This is a genomic window from Epibacterium ulvae (assembly GCF_018678075.1).
Classification (GTDB): Bacteria; Pseudomonadota; Alphaproteobacteria; order Rhodobacterales; family Rhodobacteraceae; genus Epibacterium; species Epibacterium ulvae_A.
On sequence record NZ_JAHHIR010000024.1, the window covers coordinates 23,485 to 42,268 of the forward strand.

The following is an 18,784-nucleotide window of genomic DNA, read 5'->3' on the forward strand; positions in this document are numbered from 1 at the left end:
CTCCTCACGCGTCCAGATTTTTGCCGACGATGCGCATCAGGAAGATGGCAACGATATTGGCAAGAATGATTGCATAGACACCACCAGCAGAGCCCAGTCCGATGTTCTGGCTTTCAAGCACGCGCTGGAAAATCAGATAGGTCAGGGTTTTGGTACCAAAGGCACCCTGGGTGGTGACGAAGATCTCTGCAAAGATCGACAACAAGAAGATCGTTTGGATCAGCAACACAATGGTGATCGCACGGCCCAGGTGGGGCAAAACGATATAGCCAAAGCGTGCCAGCGGGGTTGCACCATCCATTTCAGATGCTTCCAGCTGTTCGCCGTCCAAAGATTGGATCGCGGTCAGCAGGATCAGGGTCGCAAAGGGCAGCCATTGCCAGCTGACGATCAAGATGATCGATTCCAGCGAGGCTTCGGTCAGCCAGACCATGGGTTCAGCGCCAAAGAACTTCCACAGATGGGCGAACAGACCGTTCACCGGATCCATGAACATGTTCTTCCACACCAACGCCGAAACGGTAGGCATCACAAAGAACGGCGCGATCACCAGGATCCGTACGATACCTTGGCCCCACATGGGCTGGTTCAACAGAATGGCGAGCAAAACGCCCAGCACGATGGTGATAATCAGAACACCGCCAACAATTGTGAGCGTTGTCCAGACGGACGGCCAAAACGAGCTTGAGGTTACAAAGCGGACGTAGTTGTCAAAACCAACCCAGCCGAGGTCACCTCCACGTAGCGGCAGATATTTCTTGAACGAAAACCACAGGGTCATCGTGAGCGGGACGAGCATCCAGCCCAGAAGCAAGACGACCGCCGGGGCCATCATCAGGCGGGCTGCGGATCGGGAATGCTGTGTGGCCATGACACACCTCCATTGTTCGCGGACGATAGGTTCCGCATTTGATTATGTTGGCCGATTTTAAAGAAGGGGCCGGTGAACCACCCTAGGGTCATCCACCGGCGGAGGAAGGGAGATTAGTAGCCTGCGGCTTCCATCTCATCCACGGTCAGGGCTTGCGCCTTGGCCAGGGCTTCTGCAGGGGTCTGTTGACCGGCCAGTGCGGCCGAGAACTCTTGCCCTACTTGGGTTGCGATACCGGCAAACTCCGGAATAGCTGCGAATTGAACACCAACATATGGAACCGGATCAACTGTTGGGTTTACCGGATCTGCCGACAGGATGCTTTCCAGCGTCATTTTGGCAAAAGGCACAGCCTGGTAGTTCGGGTTCTCATAGAGAGAGGTACGCGCACCGGGCGGTACATTGGCCCAACCTTCTTTGGCTGCGACCAGCTCGATATAGGCTTTGGATGTTGCCCACTGGATGAATTCCTTGGCAGCACCTTCTTTTTGAGTGCCTGCGGGGATGGCCAATGCCCATGCCCAGAGCCAGTTACCGCGTTTGCCCAGACCCGTGTCAGGTGCCAGTGCAAAGCCGACCTTGTCGGCCACGGTGGAGTCATCAGGATTGGTCACAAAGGACGCCGCAACGGTTGCGTCGATCCACATGCCGCATTTACCCTGTTGGAACAGCGACAGGTTTTCGTTGAAACCGTTGTTAGACGCACCTGGAGGGCCCGCATCGTTCATCAGATCGATGTAGAAGTTCAGCGTGTTGGACCAGGCTTCGCTGTCAAACTGAGGCTTCCAGTTTTCGTCGAACCAACGTGCACCAAACGCGTTCGAGGTCGCGGTGAGGAACGCCATGTTCTCGCCCCAACCGGCTTTGCCGCGCAGACAGATGCCGTAGATTTCGTTTTCTTTGTCGGTCATCTTGCGCGCAGCGTCTGCAACGACTTCCCAGGTGGGAGCGTCAGGCATTTCGATGCCTGCTTTTTCCATCAGGTCCGTGCGATACATGATCATGGAGCTTTCGCCGTAGAAAGGCGCAGCATAAAGCGTGCCGTCCAGCGAAAGACCACCACGCATGGCGGGCAGGATGTCGTCTGCGTCATATTCAGCAGGCAGGTCGTCCAGCGACACGAGCCAGCCGTTTTTGGCCCAGATCGGTGTTTCGTACATGCCGATGGTCATAATGTCGAACTGACCACCTTTGGCCGAGATGTCGGTGGTCACACGCTGGCGGAGAACGTTCTCTTCCAGGGTAACCCACTCAACTTCGTGACCGGTTTGCGCAGTGAAATCATCGGTAAGACCCTGCATGCGGATCATGTCACCGTTGTTCACCGTGGCGATGGTAATTGTATCCGCCATTGCGCCGCTTGCGGCCAATGCTGATACGGCAACCGCCGCACTGAATGCGTTCTTGAGATACATCCGTGTCCTCCCTAGTTGTCTGGATGTCGTGCTAAAACGCTACCTTCAAAAGCACTTCGCGTCAATTTTATTTTTACGCGCGTAAATTTTTAAAGATTTTCCCAAGTGCTAACAAGTAGTTACCAGCACAATTACGCAGAACCTCGCATGACCAATTTTCCATCAAAAAGTGTCTCTTCGCGCATTTTTTCAGCGGATCCCGACTCAATCACCTCAAAAAGTGATTCAGCGCTTTTTGTGGCAATCGACTCATAGTCTTGGGACACTGTTGTGAGGGTCGGACAAGTGTAACGCGAGAACGGATGGTCATCGTGCCCTGCCACACGCAAGGCGCACCCGTCGCCCAAACCAACCCGCATACCCTTTTGATATGCCGCTGACAGAAATCCAATCGCCAGACGGTCATTGCTGCATAGAACAGTGTCCGTTGGCAGACTGCGCTCTTCCAAAACCCGGGAACCTTCGCGGAAACCGATCGCCTCGAACTCCCAGCCGTCGCCGTCCACCTGGATCAGCTGCGGCTCATGACCCAAGGCTTCCATTGCCGCGACATAGGCCTGACGGCGCTTGAACGCATTTGGATTGCTAGGCAGTCGCATCTCAAAGAACGACGGAGGCTCACCTGTGCGGCACAGATAATCCACAATCAAATTAATGCTTTGCTGATTGTTAGACCCAACAAAAGCCTCACCGATAGTTTCAAGATTAGCGTCAAACAGAACCGTTGGGACATCCTGACTGAACTCCGCAATCCGTTCGGGGTCTGATCCGCGGCCAAGGGGGGCCAACAAGACGCCAGCGGGCTTCATCAGCCGAAGACTGTTCAGGTTCTCAACCTCCAGATCTGCGTCCCCGTGTGAGCCCAACAGAACCGGCCGGTATCCAGCCGCGATCACCAGATCCTCCATGTGACGCGCCATTTCGGCAAAGAACGGGTCCGCAAGGTAGGGAACGATCACGCCGATGTTCTTGGTCAGACGTCGGTTCTGATTGATCGCGTACATATTCGGCTGGTAATCGAACTGATCCAACGCGCGCTCAATGCGCTCACGCGTTGTTGCCCGCACACTGGTCGGGTCGTTAAAATACTTCGATATTGTTGGCCTGGAGATGCCACTGACGCTGGCAAACTCCTCCATATTTTTGATTTTCGGTTCACTCATTCAAGTTCTGAGCCTTCTTTCCTCCAACACCGGCTTGGATCCTACTCCCATCCTCACCAACGCACACACGTGTTATATTTACGCGCGATAATTTTTACAATGTCACATTCGACGCCTTCGGCAAAGCCGTTTAAGGTTCGACGCCCAGTTTTCATCGAAATCGCGCAGCTGTTCCTAGGGTATAGCCCCATCGCAGAGTTCTACAATCAGATCGGACAAATAGCGTCACATACCCGCAAAGCCATACTTCACTGCAGCTGGAGACTTCAAACGAGATCAAAACCTTAAAAACGGCTCACGACAGACACACAACCATGCCACCGGACTGCGCGCGCCCTTTCACAATCGGCGCTGATCGCTCCCCAGCCTCAGGGAGCAATTGGGGCCACAAAAAACCTCGTGAGGCTTGCAGAAAGCAGCATTCATGAGCCGCATTGCACCAAAGATGCTGATCCGGTTTCCAGAAATTGATGATCCGCCCATCTGTGGGCTTGAGCTGCCACAAGACACCATGGCAGTGGGGACAAGCCCCCTGTAGCGTGCCATATGCGCGGCAACGGTCCGCCCAGACCAACGGAGACGAGTTTGAATATCCCGTTCATCATATACGACCAACTGCGTTTTGACTATCTGAGCTGCGCGGGCCATCCGTCGTTACACACGCCAAATTTTGATCGCGTCGCACACCGCGGGGTGCGGTTTACCATCGCCTATGTGCAATCGCCGATCTGCGGCGCGTCAAGGATAAGCTTTTACACCTGGCGCTATGCCTCCTCTCATGGGGCGCAAAGGAACGGGTTCCCGCTCCGGGTCGAGGAGGCGACGCTCGGCGATCACCTGCGTGAACGTGGGATAGCCTGTTGGCTGTTGGGCAAGACCCATATGAAGGTCGGCGCCAAAGGCATGGAGCGCCCCTGGGCCTTGCCCCCGGCAGCACCATCGGCGCGCGGCAGGCGGACTGTGGTTTTGACCCCTGGGCCCGCGATGATGGTCTGTGGGGCGCCGGGCCGGATGGGTTTTATGACCAGAAACGCTCTCCCTATAACGAATACCTGAAGTCAAAAGGCTACGATGGGGACAACCCCCTGGGCCGATTATGCCAATGCAAGCGTCGAAGAGGGTGAGATCGCCAGCGGTTGGATGTTTGACAACGCCGACAAACCCGCAAACATCCGCGAAGAGGACAGCGAAACACCCTGGCTGACGTCTGAGGCCATCAAATTCGTGGACCAAGCCACGGGCCCACGGTGCGCGCATGTGTCCTTTATCAAGCCGCACTGGCCCTATATTGCGCCTGCCCCCTATCACGACATGTATGGGGTCAAAGACATCAAACCGGTGCAACGCGCAGCCACCGAATTGCAAGATCCCCACCCGGTTCTGGCCGCCTATCACGACACCCGCGTGGCCGATGCGTTTCAACAAGAAAGCGTCCGCGACAAGGTGATCCCCGCCTATATGGGGCTGATCAAACAATGCGACGACCAGTTGGGACGTCTGTTGGATCATCTGGAGGCCAGCGGGCAGATGGGCGACACGATGATCGTCCTGACCTCTGATCACGGCGATTATCTGGGCGATCACTGGCTGGGGGAGAAAAATTTCTTCCACGAAGCCTCGGGCAAGATTCCGATGATCGTCTGCGATCCACGCACCGAGGCTGACGCCACGCGCTGCACGACATGTGATGCTCTGGTCGACGCCATCGATTTGGCGGCCACTTTTGTTGATGTTGCAGGCGACACTCTGCCCGATCCTATCCTCGTAGGGCGCTCGCTTTTGCCTTGGCTGCACGGTGAGGATTCGCAGGACTGGCGCGATTATGTCATCAGCGAATACGATTATCCGCTACGCCGCGTGCGGCAGCGCTTGGTGTTTCCAACCGCGATGCGCGCATGTTCATGGTGTTTGATGGCCGCTGGAAACTGATCCATTTCGAAGGCGGCTTCCGGCCCATGTTGTTCGACCTGAAAAACGACCCCGAGGAATTTACCGATCTTGGCGCGGACCCGCCCATAAAGATGAGATCGCGCGTATGTATCGCCATTTGTCCAAATGGGGGCTGCGCATGTCGCAACGGGTCACCATGTCTGATGACGATATCGCCGCCTCTCGCGGTCGCTCAGCCCGGCGCAGCATCCTGCCGTTTCTGGTCGATGGCAGCGAAGTGGACGCGGAATTAACGCAGACCTATCGCAGACCGGCACGCCAGATGCATTTCAAGGACTGACTTCTGCGCCAGCGCGTCTGACTGGACTTAATTTTGGAACGCATTGGCTCCAACCTTCAAACACATTCTCACTGTCCATTGACAGCCTGGAAGTCGTAAACGCCGACTTTACCTAGATCAACCTAGTGGGTGGCCTGGAGGCATCAAAATCGGGAATACTCAAATCCCCACGGTAGGAAAACGCAGAGGCCACTAAATCGAAGTCCTCGCCATTTTATAGACGATGAGCTGCTCATCACCTTTGACCGTCATGCGTGGCTTACGTTCCACAATACTACCCAAGGCATCAGACTAGCAAAAAATCACAATAGCTGCTGGATGACCATTTGTCGCAACGTGCTCTCAGCATGCAGTGTTTGCCCACAACCGTTCCTTGCGCAAAACAGTGGCACTGAACAACGCAACGCAAATCTATAGGGGTTCAGGAAACGCTGGGGTTGGTTTTCTTGGCTGCAGCAGAAGCCTGTTCTGTCCACGTAAGGCGGATGTCCACGCTGCAGCGGCCGTCGGTTCTATCGGCTTTGATCATCAGGCTCAGCAATTTGTCCAACGGCAGGGTCAGCGCGTTGTCATCGTCGTTCAGCGTCAGCTCGCCCTTGCCGATGGCCTTGGTCAGCGCTTCCAAGAGCGCTTTGACTGATTTTCTATCCTGCAAAGACTCGTGCAGAAACTTGCCATCTGGGTGATCCATGATCCATCCGTTTTATCGCGCAAACAATTCGGGTTTGAAGTGTTTGGCCTTGGGGTAATCCACACTCAGACCAACTACGTCGCCACTTGGATAGATCAATGTGGCGCCAACGCCAATGCCTTGTAACCCTTCAAGCGCCCGCGAAGCGCGGTCCAAGGTGACGTCGCCTTCGAGGTGAAGCAGACCGTTCTTGGTCAAAATCCGCTGCCCTGCGTGATTGTTCACATGGCCCTGCACGACCATTTTGATGCCCATACGAAACAGTGCGTCTACGCCGTGGGAGGTCAGCTGCTTGTCGGTCCGACGGTATTTCGTGCGCACCATATTGGCCACTTCACCCGTGTAAAACCGGAACGGGCCCATATGGGCGTCTCGCAGGAACTTGCGGTTCACTGCGTCTGGGCCTTCCTCGGCCAACATCTGGCTCATGCGATCGCATAGTCCTGCGTGTACAAACAGCAGCGACCCGCTGCGTTTGACGGCTTTCATCTGCTGGAAGAACCAATTGTAGGCCCCCGTCTCATCCAGGAAAAGCCTGCGGCACTGCATGATCGCCGCATAGGTCTGCCGCATCGTCAGGCCGGCCCGTGCGATGGCTGCATCAAATCCTGCGACCTTTTCATCCATTTTGCAGAGTTCTTTTTGCACGATTTCGGCCGACAAAAAGCCCCCTGCCTCTGCCGGAAACCGCTCAAACCAATCGTTATCCGGGAACAGTTTCGCGCGGCACGTCGCCTCATCCGGGACGGAGGCCGTGATATCTGTCAGATCAAACCGGTTGCTGATTTCACACAAAAGCGGGATGGCTTTGCGCGCCATTCGGACAAACAGATGTTCCGTCAGAGATGTGCGCGGCAGGTCCAACGCCGCTAAGGCCACGAACAAGCGCAGATCATGGTTGCCGGCCAGAAGATGGACGTCGGCATCCGTGGACAACAAAGCCCCGATTGCATCCAGCAAGTCCAGATTGCTTGGCCCTTTGTCCAGGCAATCGCCGCCGATAACGATCTGAGCGCGGTGGCCAAAATCCGTCAGCTCAAATGCGCGGATGCCCAGTCCCGTTCGACGAATGGTGCCAGCCGCAACAAGTGAGCGCAAAAAGCCCTCGGCGTCGGCATGAGGGTCCGAGATAAAGACCACCGGACGCTCCGGCCACGCCCATGGCCCATGCGACGCAGCGGCGCGAATGCTGTTTTGCACGTTCAGCAGGCTGTTGCGGCTGCCGCTCGCGGAATGCGTCTGATCCAGCGGCCACACTTCGCAATCGGTTGGCAGGTGATGAAGTTCTGAAAACTCGTCAAACACGGTGGGGAGGAGGTTTTGGTGGCTGTCCAGCTGAGGTAATATTTCGACCACCTATTCGGTCCCCTAATCGACTTCGTTTTCCGATCGTTTGCGGTGCTTCCAATCACCGGCATAGTGGGACCATGTACCCTGCGCACTGTAACGGAACAGTAACGGTTTGGCGTGGAACATGCTGAGGCGCGGAATTTCTTCACGCGCAAGAAGGCCAAGTTTAAACGCTGCATGACGAAATGATGCGCCATGCCCGAAAAACAGGGTCAAATCGGGGTTTGAACCGGTCTCAGTTTCATCCATGATACGTTGGATATACTGCGCGACACGGGTTCCAGCCTCCATCAGAGACTCGGCCCCATGAAGCGGCAATCGGTAGTCGCTGTCAGATTTCCAGCCCCGCGGCGGCGCATCAACCCTTGGGTCTTCGCGCAAGACAGTTTCGATTTCCGTGAGCGTCAGGTTGGCAGCGCTGCCAACAGAACGTTCCGACAGGTCCGGCACCTGTGTGATGGATGCCCCCTGCCCTAACCCGCCTAGATTACCCAGCGCGACCTTGGCCGTCTGCCAGGCGCGCAACTGCAACGACGAGTGCACCTGCGGGTCCAACGTCCAGCCGTTTTCCTGTACAAAATCCGCGAGTTCCAAACCGCAGGCCGCAGCCTGTTGCATACCTTCATCGGTCAAAGGATAGGGTTGCAACGCCGAAGGACACCCCGGTTTCTGATGGTAGGCCCCGTGACGGATGAATGCTACGTATCTGTCCGTCAATTTTGCGCACCCTTGGCGGAGAACAGCGTCTGGCCAAATGCGGCCATTGCATCAAAATCCACCTTGCCGGTCACTTCCTTGACCCGAACGCCCGCCAAAGCTTGCAGGTAATCTGAGGCAATACAGGGTTCAAAATCCCGCAGGAATTCTTGGTTCGGTTTTTGATAGAAAGGACCGGCGCTTTTCATGATCGCGCTCAGAAGATCGGGGCGCTCTGCCAAATCAACCTCTACCAATTGTGTATCCGCCGCCGCATCACGGCTCCAGTTCAACACCCAAAAATCAGTGAGCGGCGCATCATATTGCACCCGGTCGGGGCCATAAATGTCCGCGACAATCAGGTCGTATTTTTCTTCGAGCTCCCACAGATCACCAGATGGCATCTCAGCAAGTTCTGCCAAGCGTTCCGTGGTGAGCATTCTATGCAAACGCGAATTGTGCAGGATCGTGCCCGGATTGATCCGTGGTTCTTTTGGAATGCCAAGGGCCTTTGGAAACGGCTGCTCGGCTTGCACCAACAAACGATCATTGCTGACAAATGACACGCCGGGCATATCCATAAACCGCAGCATTGACGTTGATTTTCCGCCGCCGGACAGACCCGCAACCGCGAGGCTACGCGCTCCATTGGTGACGGCGGCGGCGTGACAAATCTGCCATCCCGCACACAGGCCTATGTTCAGAATTTGGGTGTTGAGGAAATTCACCACCTGATTTGAATGCGCGCCACAGGGACCAAATGCGACCACTGCATCCGTGGACTGCAAGAAGGTCACGCCGGTACGCTGCTTGTACACAAGACGACCGTCGTCGAGGTCGAAAATCGCGTCCTTCCGCCCTGTTTTTCCCGGTTCACGCGCCCAGTCGATCCAATCTGGCGGATCACGCAAAGCCTGCCCATCCAAGACTTCAACCGTTGCATCTGCCTCACCCGGAGCAACCAGCGCATAACGATAATACTGCTTCAGCTCTTCATAAAGCGGCGCGGCGCAGATCAGTTTTACCCGAATATGACCAACACCGATCCAAATCGGGTCGGACTTGGCCAGCACACTGCGATCAAGTTGCCCCAAGACGTCGGCACATGTCTGAACACTCATGTCGAAACCTTTTTGATCACGGCATCAGCCACCATTGCTGCGGCATCCACGCCGCAGCCTTCCTTGGCCCCTCTGAAGCCGCCAAAGGCCGACACTTCAAACACAATGGGTCCGGTTTCGGTCAAAGCGACATCGACAGTTGTAAAGGTCAGCCCAAACGGTTCCTGCGCCTTGCGCGCCAGTTTGATCAGCGCCGCATCCGGTTCAAATGGCGCATATTTTCCGCCGCTGTGGATGGTGGTGTTCCATGTGTCGGATCCCGAAACACGCGCATAGGTGCAGACGTAGTCCCCGTCCAGAAACACCATGCCCAGATCCTGACCGGACAGGTCCAGTTTCTGCTGGATGTACATCATCGGGTTTTCTTTGGCGAATGCGGCGATGGCGGCTTCGGCGTCGGTGCCATCTTCGATGATTTCCATGCCACGAGCCTTGGTCGAATAGAGCGGTTTGAAAACTGCGCTGCCAAAACGTTTGACAGCATCGCGCGCCGCCGCGTGGTCTTCGGTGATCACGGTCGGTGGCATTGGCGCATCAGCTGCCCGCAAGGACACGGTACAGGCCAGGCGGTCGATCAGCCGAATAATCGCCTCGGGATTGCTGAACACACGCACGCCGCGCGCCTCAGCTATGCGCAGCAGCTCGAGCCGGTCTAAAACATCCGGGCTATAGGTCTCATTGATTTTTTTGACGATCAACGCGTCATAGGTACAAAGGTCTTCCCCTGCGTACATGAGCTGCAGGGTTTCCGTGTCGAGCGACACCTTGGCCATATCAATGACGGTGCGAAACCCGGTGCGCTCTTCGACAGCATCAGCAAGGGCTTCGGTTGACCATTTACCAGGCGTGCCAATTATTCCGATCCGCAAATCAGTCAATGAATAGCTCCTTGATGGGTAGTTTTAATCTGTGTTCGCCGCCTTGGGGACATGCCAAGGCGACTTCCAAAAGGTAGCGCGCACGTTCGAACATGCGCTGCGCGTGTGAATTGTCCAAAACGAACCGGGTCGAGGTGGCAAAAGATCGGGCCAGCCCCAAAGCCAGCCGGTATTCGAACGTTTTGTCATTTTGTGAGCGGGCGAATTTGCGAACCGTGGCGTGGAATTCAGATGCGACCAAGGCAACCCGACGCCGGATCAGCGGATCCTGAACCTGGAGCCGGTAGTTCGACACCATAAAGACAGAAACATCCTGCACGTAATCCATGGACCTGGACCGGTGCAGATCGATGAAATGCACTTTCTTTTCCTCAGAGTCATAAATCACGTTGTCGAGGTTGAAATCCCCGTGGATATGCACGGAAAACGGCGCAGGTAGGTCTTTTTCCCGCGCGTGTGCCTGCTCGACGAGATCCCCGAACTTGGGCAGCGACAACGCCCCAATACGCGATGCGCGGGATGCAAATTCGGGATGGACCCGCCAGATATCCTTCATCCGACGCGCCAATTGCTCCATTGACGCCATCTGGGCCGCCTCGCTGGTGCGGGTGCGTTTCCAGACATCGCGCAGCGTGCGGGACAGGGCCGTTTGCGCCTCGCTCAGCATCGCGTCGCTTTCATTCAGCAGAATATTCTCAAAAGTCTCGCCCTTGAGATACTCAATGAGCAGCGCCGCCGATTTGCCGCTCTTTTTGTAGGACAGGATCTTGGGCGCGAGGCCCGGATAGATCGAATGCCAGCTGCGCACACCCGCACGTTCTTCGCGCACTTTGTTCAGCTCTCCGTCTTTGAAAACGGCCGTGAAATCATCGCCGTATTCCGAACGCCCGCGCACACTGGAAATCGCGCTTCCGGACCGGGTTTCGGCAATGGGTTCCAGCTCAAGGCTTTCGCCGGTGATCTCCCCATCTGACAGCATGTCCCGCAATGCGAAATACCGATCAAAGTGGACGGATTGCCCGATGTTCACCGACAAAATCGCCTCGCTGATACCCTGCAGCGCGTCGCCCATGCGGTGCACCTCATAGGCCGCAAGCAGCGCGTTGGCCAAATCCTCGGTGTGCTTGGTCTTGCTCATGTCGCGCGTGTAGGTGCGAAACAAACGATCGTAAATGTCATCTAACTTGGACTTGCCATGCCCGATCTCAATCGCTTTGGAGCTGTCTTGGGCCTCAAAGGCGGGCAAGATTTCCTTGATGCTTTTGCGCACCGATTTGATTGCTTTGGGATAGGCTTCATGGCGCAGCAACCCGGGATGGTGCACCTTTTCCGCATGTTCCAAACTGCGGCGCGACATACGGGCGATCAGATCCAGATTCCGCGCGGCATAGGCGCTGTTTTGCAGCAAAAGACGACGATTGGCCGAGACTTTCTTGCGCGTAAGCCCTTGGATACTCGCGCTTTGGACGCGGTTCCAAAGATTGTAGGAGTAACCTGCACGCAAAATGACCTTTTGTGCGACAGACGCGTCAGGGCATTCATAAAACCGCTGAAGATTGCTGAGCTGCCCATCCAGTTCAGCACACAAAAGACGCAGGTTTTCTTCCGCAGCGCGGGGCAGATCAACCATTTAAGACGCCTACGTATGTGGGTGCAGCTGTATCCGTCAAAACACGCACATAGGATGGTTTGAACAGATGAGCGTCCGAAGTCAAATCAGCCCAGATCGTGGCCGTTTGCGATGGGTCGGGATGTGGACCCACCTGCGGCACATACCCCTCGGGCAAGCTGCATTCAAACAGGAATTCAATCTGGTGGCGTAGCCCATCCCGTTTCACTTTTTGGACCTCGGCAACATGCAGCAATCCATGAACCGCAACCTCTGCTCCGATTTCCTCCGCGCATTCACGTCGCACACAGTCTTCCAGGGTTTCTCCAAGCTCTTGCTTGCCGCCCGGCAGGGTCAGATATTGTCCGCGCGCGGGGCGTTCTTTTAATTGCACCAACAAGCTGTTGTCCCTTCGGATCACCGCCCGAGCCGTTGGGCGGATCGGATCGATAAATTTAGTCATTGTGTCATCCATCTGGTGATATACCCGTTGGAAAACGGAATTATTACAATGCCCCAAGGGGTCGGAGGCTTTTAACCATGCCAGACCTGAAAATCGCCCGCAATGTGCATTTCCCGGATGCATTGAGGATCGCGCGTGCCAAAAGCCTGCCAAACCTGGGGCCAAGGCTACTGTTCTTCAGCGGCGGTTCAGCGTTGAATGGGATATCACGGCGGCTGAAATATTACACGCATAACTCTTGCCACCTGATCACCCCGTTTGACAGCGGCGGCAGCTCGCAAGTGTTGCGCGAAGCCTTTGACATGCCGGCCGTCGGTGATCTGCGCTCCCGGTTGATGGCCCTTGCGGATGAGACGGAACTGGGACAGCCGGATATTTTCCAGTTGTTCACTTATCGATTTTCGAAAGAGGCCAAAAACCGCGACCTTGAGAATGAGTTCGCATCGGTGCTGTCTGGAGAACATGATTTGATGCACGCAGTGTCGCAGCCGATGCGCAGTCTGATCCTGTCGCAGCTGCGTGTCTTTGCGCAGCACAAACCGGATGATTTCTGCCTCAAGGGTGCAAGCCTTGGAAACCTGATCCTTGCGGGCGGCTATCTAGCGAATGAGCGCGCCTTGGAGCCGGTGCTGTTTTTGATGTCGAAAATGGTTGCCGTGCAAGGAACCGTGCGCTCCATTGTGGATCGCAATCTCGACCTTGGGGCGCGTTTGGCAGACGGCACGACAATTGTTGGCCAGCGCCAAATCACCGGCAAGGAAGTCGCGCCCATCTCCTCTCCGATCGAGGATCTGTATTTCGTTCAAAACGGAGAGGCGATCGCGGGCAAAGACGTCAAGCTTCCAAAGCGAAACCGAAAACATATCGAACACGCCGACCTGATCTGCTACCCGCCGGGCAGCCTTTATACCAGCGTCATCGCCAATCTTCTGCCGCGTGAAACAGGGCGAACGATTGCGCGGCAAGGCGTTCCAAAAGTCTACATTCCCAGCCTTGGCCAAGACCCGGAATGTGTGGGAATGGATCTGTCGGACCGGGTTACGGCCTTGTTGAAAACACTGTGCTTGGATGCCGGTGCAGACTGCCGCGCGAGCGATCTGATTTCCGCCGTGATCTGCGATCAGGACGCCGTCGATGCAAGCGAACTGAAAGACATGTCCAAGACCCACAACATTCCCTATGTCGCCCTGCCCCTGCGCCACAAAAGTGAGATGGAAAAATACAACCCCGAGCGGGTGTGCGACGCGCTTTTGTCCTTGATCTGACGCGTCCACACGCGACGATCAGCAGGTTCATTTGAAACTAACGAAAAAACCTTCACCAAAGCGTCACGCAATCTTCTCAAGAATCAAGAAATTAGACCTCCATGAATGACTTTCGTTCGAAAGTTGACCTCTCTGGAGATGTGCGATGAAATCCCTTCTGACAGCCGCAGCCTTTGCCTGCGTCGCCTCTGCAAGCTTTGCGGATACGCTGACCCTTTATACGTCCCAGCCGAACGCGGACGCACAAAAGACCGTGGATGCTTTCATGGCTGCCAACCCCGGCACCGAAGTTGAATGGGTGCGCGACGGCACAACAAAACTGATGGCGCGTCTGCGGGCCGAAATCGAAGCCGGCAACCCGCAGCCTGACGTATTGCTGATCGCTGATACCGTAACTTTGGAAGGCATGGCCCAAGACGGTCTGCTGATCGCATATCAATCTCCAGAAGCTGCGGCTTATGATCCTGCTCTGTTTAGCGCGGAAGGGTTCTACCACTCTACCAAGCTGATCACCACGGGCATCGTCTACAACAGCGGCGCAGAAAAAGCGCCTGCCTCCTGGGCCGATCTGAAAGACGAAGCGCTGAAGGGTCAAATCGCAATGCCGTCGCCGCTCTATTCTGGTGCTGCATTGATCCACCTGGCGACGCTGACAGGCGACGAAACCCTGGGTTGGGAGTACTACTCCGAGTTGGCCACGAACGAAGCCCGCGCCCAAGGCGGCAATGGCGGCACCTTCAAAGCGGTTGCGGCAGGCGAAAAGCCCTATGGCATGGTTGTCGACTTCCTGGCGATCCGCAACAAAGCAGAAGGCTCCCCGGTCGAATTCGTCTTCCCCGAAGAAGGCGTATCCTATGTGACCGAGCCTGTTGCGATCATGTCTTCGGCCAAAAACGTGGAAAGCGCGCAAAAGTTCGTTGATTTCGTACTGAGCCAAGCGGGCCAGGATCTGGTGCTCGACATGGGTTACATCCCAGCGCGCAACGACATGGGCGTGCCTGCTGGCTTCCCTGCGCGCGAAAACATCAAGCTGATGGCATTTGACCCGGCGGTTGCGCTGGAAAACGCCGAAGCAAACAAAGCGAAATTCGCTGACCTCTTTGGCGCCAACTAATGACGCCGCTTAAAGGTTTTGGAAGCAGCCGGTCCGAGGGTCGGCTGCTTTCTATAGTGCTCCTCATTGCGATCACGCTGACCTTGACGCCTGTGGTACGCCTGTTTGTCGAAGGCGTGACGGACGGCGACCAGCTCAGCCTGAACCTTATGCAAGAGGTGCTGCGCGACGACACAACCCGCACCGCATTGCTGCATTCCCTGATCACCGCCGGATTAGGCACGCTGGTGTCAGTCGTGATTGGCGGGGCCTTTGCGTTTCTGGTGGCGCTTACGGATCTGCGGGCCAAAGCGGCCTTGGTCTTTTGTCTTATGATCCCGATGATGATCCCTCCGCAGATCACCGCCCTGTCGTGGACGCAGATCATGGGTCCGTCCTCTGTTCTGTTGAAAACGCTGGGCATGGCACCGCCGCTTGGCGCGCCGCAGCCGCTTTATTCCCCTCAGGGTATCATTTTGCTGTTGGGCATTCAGCATACATCGATCATTTTTCTGACGCTGCGCGCAGGACTGCGTGCCATCCCGCAAGACGTGGTTGAGGCCGCGCGTATCAGCGGTGCCAAGGGGCTGCGGGTCTGGTGGCAGATCATCGTGCCGCTGTGCCTGCCCAGTCTGGCGGCCGGCATCGCCATCACCTTTGTGACCGCTTTGGGGAACTTTGGCATTCCGGCAATGCTTGGCATCCCGGCGGGTTATGTGACCCTGCCGACGCTGATTTATCAAAAACTGGCCGGGCTCGGCACCAACGTCCTGGCAGAGGTCGCCGTATTAGCCATATTGATCGGCGCCGTCGCCATCTGCGGCATTCTCATCCAACGGTTCTTTCAGTCTCGCCAACGGGTGCATCTGGTCGGCTCCACCTCACGCCCCCTTGCGATCCCGCTGGGTCCGGCGCGGCTGGCAACTGAATGCAGCTTGTGGCTGGTGGTCGCCGCCATCTTAGTGCTGCCCATGTTGGGTCTTCTTGCGACATCCCTGGTGCCGGCCTATGGCGTTCCGTTGCGATTGGATACGATGACCTTGTCCTCATGGCATGAAGCCCTGTTCCGCCAACCCGCCACCCGCCGCGCATTTGTGAATTCCTTCAACCTGTCATTTGGCGCAGCACTGGCGTTGATCGCAATCTGCCTGCCCCTGGCCTGGTTGATGGAGCGTAATCCCACCCGATTGGGCCGCCTGTTCGATGGGCTTGTGGATCTGCCCTATGCGTTGCCCGGCGTGGTGCTGGCCATTGCCATGATCCTGTTGTTGATCAATCTCCCGTTCACAGAGGCGACGCTTTATGGGACGATTTGGATCATCTTTCTGGCCTATCTTGCGCGGTTCATGACCGTCATGTTCCGCCCCATTCAAGCCAGCATCCGCCAGTTGGATCCGGCAATGAACGAGGCCGCGCAATCCGTCGGGGCCTCCCTGTTTCAGCGCCTGCGCTCCATCATTTTACCGCTTTCGGCCCCTGCGGCGGTCGCCGGTGCGATCCTGGTGTTTCTGACCGCCTTTAACGAGCTGACCGTATCCGCCCTGTTGTGGTCGTCGGGGACCGAAACCCTGGGTGTGATGATCTTTAACCTTGATGACAGTGGCGAAACCGTCATGGCCTCGGCGCTGGCGATGACCATTGTGCTGGTTGTCATGGTCTTGATGGGGGCAATCCAGCTTGCGGCCCGTCACCTTCCAAAAGGAGTTGTCCCGTGGCAGACATAAATTTGCGCGCCGTTGAAAAACACTTTGACGGCGTCCCTGCCCTGCATGCCATTTCCGCCACGTTTCAAGACGGTGAGTTCGTGGCCCTGCTGGGTCCGTCCGGATGCGGCAAGTCAACACTGCTGCGTTTGATCGCCGGGTTTGAGATGCCTTCGGCAGGCGCGATCGCAATTGGAGCGACTGAGATGTCCAATGGTCAGACCGGACATAATGTTCCCCCTGAGGAACGCAATATCGGCTTTGTGTTCCAGTCCTACGCGTTGTGGCCGCATATGACCGTGCGTCGAAATGTGTCCTATCCGCTGGAAGTGCGACGAACGAACAAGGCAACCTTGCGCGAACAGACCGACGCCGCGCTCAGCGCGACCAGTTTGATACCCTATGCAGACCGCATGCCATCCGAACTGTCCGGCGGTCAGCGCCAGCGCGTTGCCCTTGCGCGCTGTCTGGTCTCCAACCCCAATGCGGTGCTGCTTGATGAACCGTTGGCAAATCTGGACGTGGCGTTGCGTGCTTCGATGCAAGACGTGTTCTCGGATTTCCACCGCCGCACCGGCGCGACGATGGTCTATGTGACCCATGATCAGAGCGAAGCCATGGCGATGGCAGATCGTATCGCGGTAATGTCAGAAGGGCGCATCGTTCAATTTGACACGCCACAAGCGCTCTATGCACAGCCGCGCAGCCGTTTTGTGGCTGGGTTTGTCGGTGAAGGCACCGTTTTGCCGATTTCAGAAGTCGCGCGAGACGACGCGTGCGTCACCGCCAAACTGTTTGGAGCCAAAATCGCCATCCAGACCGACAGCCCGAACCCGGATCTGATCTGCCTGCGGCCTGAAAACATAGAGATCTCTGAGACGGGTGACATACGTGCTATCGTACAGCGCAGCACCTATCTGGGTGGGCGCTATCGTCTGACACTTGAGGCATCTTCCGGTGCGCAACTGATCGCAGAAAGCCGCGCGCATTTTCCAGTTGGGACACAGCTGGGCGTCTCGGTTCATGCGCCTTGGGCGTTTGCTGAGACGTAAAGAGCCCTTGGGTAATGTTTGCGAGGGTGTCCTGCAAACGATAGGCGGAAGGCCCCGCAACAGGAACCTTCCAGATTATCTATTCAGCCAAAACTTCAACTCGTACGTTGATAAAGTCGATACCGTTGTCCGGCGTGTCGGGCGCTTTGGGCGATCCAAAGGTCTTCCTGTTCACGTGGAGGGCCAGCATGCCGAAGTTATTGGCTTCGCTGCCTTGATCGACGGTGCTGAAATGGCTGACCTCTTGCCCATCCGCACTCAACGCGCCTGAGACTTCGATACCTTCGGCCAGTTTGGTAACCTTCAAAGTGCCGGTGTAGGATTTGCCCGCTTCAAACTGATAAGCTTCTCCACCGCCATCAAGACGCGCGTAGTGATGTACAGCCGACAAGATCAAAGTTCTCGCTTGGCGGACGATCCGTGCGCAAGTTGAACAGCCCTTCGCCCAACCGTTCGGTCAGGACAGGTTCCGCCGGTTTCTCAACCGATGTGCCGCAGCCTTAAGCCGCAATTTCTTCAACACTGTTCCAGCTGTTGCTGCCATTGCCGTTGCCTTCAATCCGAACGTAACGGACCTGAACGGCATCAAACTCAAAGGGTTCGAAATCAAGCGTTGTGCCTGTCGTCTCCCGCGCAGGCACAGTTGTTTCAAAATTTGTACCGTCGGTTGAAGCCTGAATGGAGAACGCGGACTTGCGGCTGTCTCCCTTGTACCAAGTGACACCAGGCAATTTTAGCGCCTGCGTAGCCACTAGATCCAGCGTCAGATGTTTTGGAGTGCCCATAGATTCATTGGACCAACGCGATTCGGAATCAAGAACCCCATCGATGGAATTCTCTGGACCGCGTGTCGTCATATTGCCCATCATCCGTTGCCGAAATGATTGTCAGCTACCCGGTTGCATCGCAGGCCACATTTGCGGAGGCCTATCCTCCCAGTACCGATGCCGCACCAAAGCAGATGGGGTGGATGGCTCCTGCTCCATCGGCGTCGCAATGCGCCATAGTGCAGTTGTAATGAACTGCTCAGAGAGGAGCCACCCAATGCAAGTTACAACAGTTGGTCTCGATTTAGCCAAGAACGTCTTTCAGATCCACGGGATCACCCAAGACGGCGAAGTCGCGTTTAATCGCCCGCTGCGGCGCGCTCAGATGCTATCATCCTTTTAGCGTTTGCCACACTC

General features: G+C 56.1%; 16 protein-coding genes and 2 pseudogenes. 6 read left to right on the forward strand and 12 right to left on the reverse strand.

Annotation, left to right across the window (positions count from 1 at the left end):
* Positions 1-4: 4 nt before the first annotated feature.
* From KMP13_RS05985 to KMP13_RS05995, 3 genes are all read right to left on the reverse strand, one after another.
* Positions 5-871, reverse strand: a complete 867-nt coding sequence (locus tag KMP13_RS05985; protein ID WP_215264740.1) for a carbohydrate ABC transporter permease — start codon at positions 869-871, stop codon at positions 5-7.
* A gap of 113 nt (positions 872-984) precedes the next feature.
* Complete coding sequence (locus KMP13_RS05990) at positions 985-2,286, reverse strand: ABC transporter substrate-binding protein (RefSeq protein WP_215264742.1); 1,302 nt, start codon at positions 2,284-2,286, stop codon at positions 985-987.
* 131 nt (positions 2,287-2,417) lie between these two features.
* On the reverse strand, positions 2,418-3,449 hold the full coding sequence (locus KMP13_RS05995) for a LacI family DNA-binding transcriptional regulator (protein WP_215264744.1): 1,032 nt from the start codon (positions 3,447-3,449) through the stop codon (positions 2,418-2,420).
* Between the two features lie 585 nt (positions 3,450-4,034).
* Between KMP13_RS05995 and KMP13_RS06000 the strand changes: the two are divergent.
* Positions 4,035-5,679: pseudogene (locus tag KMP13_RS06000) on the forward strand (sulfatase-like hydrolase/transferase).
* Positions 5,680-6,100: 421 nt separating this feature from the next.
* Here KMP13_RS06000 and KMP13_RS06005 read toward each other — a convergent pair.
* The 7 genes from KMP13_RS06005 to KMP13_RS06035 are packed head-to-tail and all read right to left on the reverse strand — an operon-like array spanning position 6,101 to position 12,487.
* Positions 6,101-6,370 (reverse strand): amphi-Trp domain-containing protein, encoded by a 270-nt coding sequence (locus tag KMP13_RS06005; protein WP_215264745.1) that lies wholly within the window; start codon positions 6,368-6,370, stop codon positions 6,101-6,103.
* Between the two features lie 12 nt (positions 6,371-6,382).
* Positions 6,383-7,726, reverse strand: a complete 1,344-nt coding sequence (locus KMP13_RS06010) for a metallophosphoesterase family protein (protein ID WP_215264746.1) — start codon at positions 7,724-7,726, stop codon at positions 6,383-6,385.
* 12 nt (positions 7,727-7,738) lie between these two features.
* The gene (locus KMP13_RS06015; protein ID WP_215264748.1) at positions 7,739-8,437 is read right to left on the reverse strand and encodes a histidine phosphatase family protein; all 699 of its coding nucleotides are present in this window, start codon (positions 8,435-8,437) and stop codon (positions 7,739-7,741) included.
* Positions 8,434-9,537, reverse strand: coding sequence for an HprK-related kinase B (locus KMP13_RS06020; protein ID WP_215264749.1), 1,104 nt, complete (start codon positions 9,535-9,537; stop codon positions 8,434-8,436). Before KMP13_RS06020 ends, KMP13_RS06015 begins: the two co-directional genes overlap by 4 nt.
* Entirely contained in the window at positions 9,534-10,415 is an 882-nt protein-coding gene (locus KMP13_RS06025; RefSeq protein ID WP_215264750.1) for a GAK system ATP-grasp enzyme, read from the reverse strand. The genes KMP13_RS06020 and KMP13_RS06025 overlap by 4 nt, the downstream gene beginning before the upstream one ends.
* Positions 10,408-12,045 (reverse strand): phosphotransferase, encoded by a 1,638-nt coding sequence (locus KMP13_RS06030; protein WP_215264752.1) that lies wholly within the window; start codon positions 12,043-12,045, stop codon positions 10,408-10,410. Before KMP13_RS06030 ends, KMP13_RS06025 begins: the two co-directional genes overlap by 8 nt.
* Positions 12,038-12,487, reverse strand: a complete 450-nt coding sequence (locus tag KMP13_RS06035) for an NUDIX domain-containing protein (RefSeq protein ID WP_251363701.1) — start codon at positions 12,485-12,487, stop codon at positions 12,038-12,040. Before KMP13_RS06035 ends, KMP13_RS06030 begins: the two co-directional genes overlap by 8 nt.
* A gap of 77 nt (positions 12,488-12,564) precedes the next feature.
* On the opposite strand from KMP13_RS06035, the gene KMP13_RS06040 reads away from it, so the two are divergent.
* The 4 genes from KMP13_RS06040 (at position 12,565) to KMP13_RS06055 (ending at position 17,600) form a co-directional block, all read left to right on the forward strand.
* The gene (locus KMP13_RS06040) at positions 12,565-13,752 is read left to right on the forward strand and encodes a GAK system CofD-like protein (RefSeq protein WP_215264755.1); all 1,188 of its coding nucleotides are present in this window, start codon (positions 12,565-12,567) and stop codon (positions 13,750-13,752) included.
* A 145-nt stretch (positions 13,753-13,897) separates the two neighbouring features.
* Entirely contained in the window at positions 13,898-14,866 is a 969-nt protein-coding gene (locus tag KMP13_RS06045; RefSeq protein ID WP_215264757.1) for an ABC transporter substrate-binding protein, read from the forward strand.
* Positions 14,866-16,569, forward strand: coding sequence for an ABC transporter permease (locus KMP13_RS06050; protein ID WP_215264759.1), 1,704 nt, complete (start codon positions 14,866-14,868; stop codon positions 16,567-16,569). The genes KMP13_RS06045 and KMP13_RS06050 overlap by 1 nt, the downstream gene beginning before the upstream one ends.
* Entirely contained in the window at positions 16,557-17,600 is a 1,044-nt protein-coding gene (locus KMP13_RS06055; protein WP_215264760.1) for an ABC transporter ATP-binding protein, read from the forward strand. Before KMP13_RS06050 ends, KMP13_RS06055 begins: the two co-directional genes overlap by 13 nt.
* 79 nt (positions 17,601-17,679) lie before the next feature.
* Here the strand turns inward: KMP13_RS06055 and KMP13_RS06060 are convergent, their stop codons facing one another.
* On the reverse strand, positions 17,680-17,991 hold the full coding sequence (locus KMP13_RS06060; RefSeq protein ID WP_215264762.1) for a hypothetical protein: 312 nt from the start codon (positions 17,989-17,991) through the stop codon (positions 17,680-17,682).
* Between the two features lie 109 nt (positions 17,992-18,100).
* Positions 18,101-18,457, reverse strand: coding sequence for a discoidin domain-containing protein (locus tag KMP13_RS06065; protein ID WP_215264763.1), 357 nt, complete (start codon positions 18,455-18,457; stop codon positions 18,101-18,103).
* Positions 18,458-18,644: 187 nt separating this feature from the next.
* Here KMP13_RS06065 and KMP13_RS06070 point away from each other — a divergent pair.
* Positions 18,645-18,767 (forward strand): annotated as a pseudogene (locus tag KMP13_RS06070) (IS110 family transposase); the annotation flags it as partial.
* Positions 18,768-18,784: the final 17 nt, after the last annotated feature.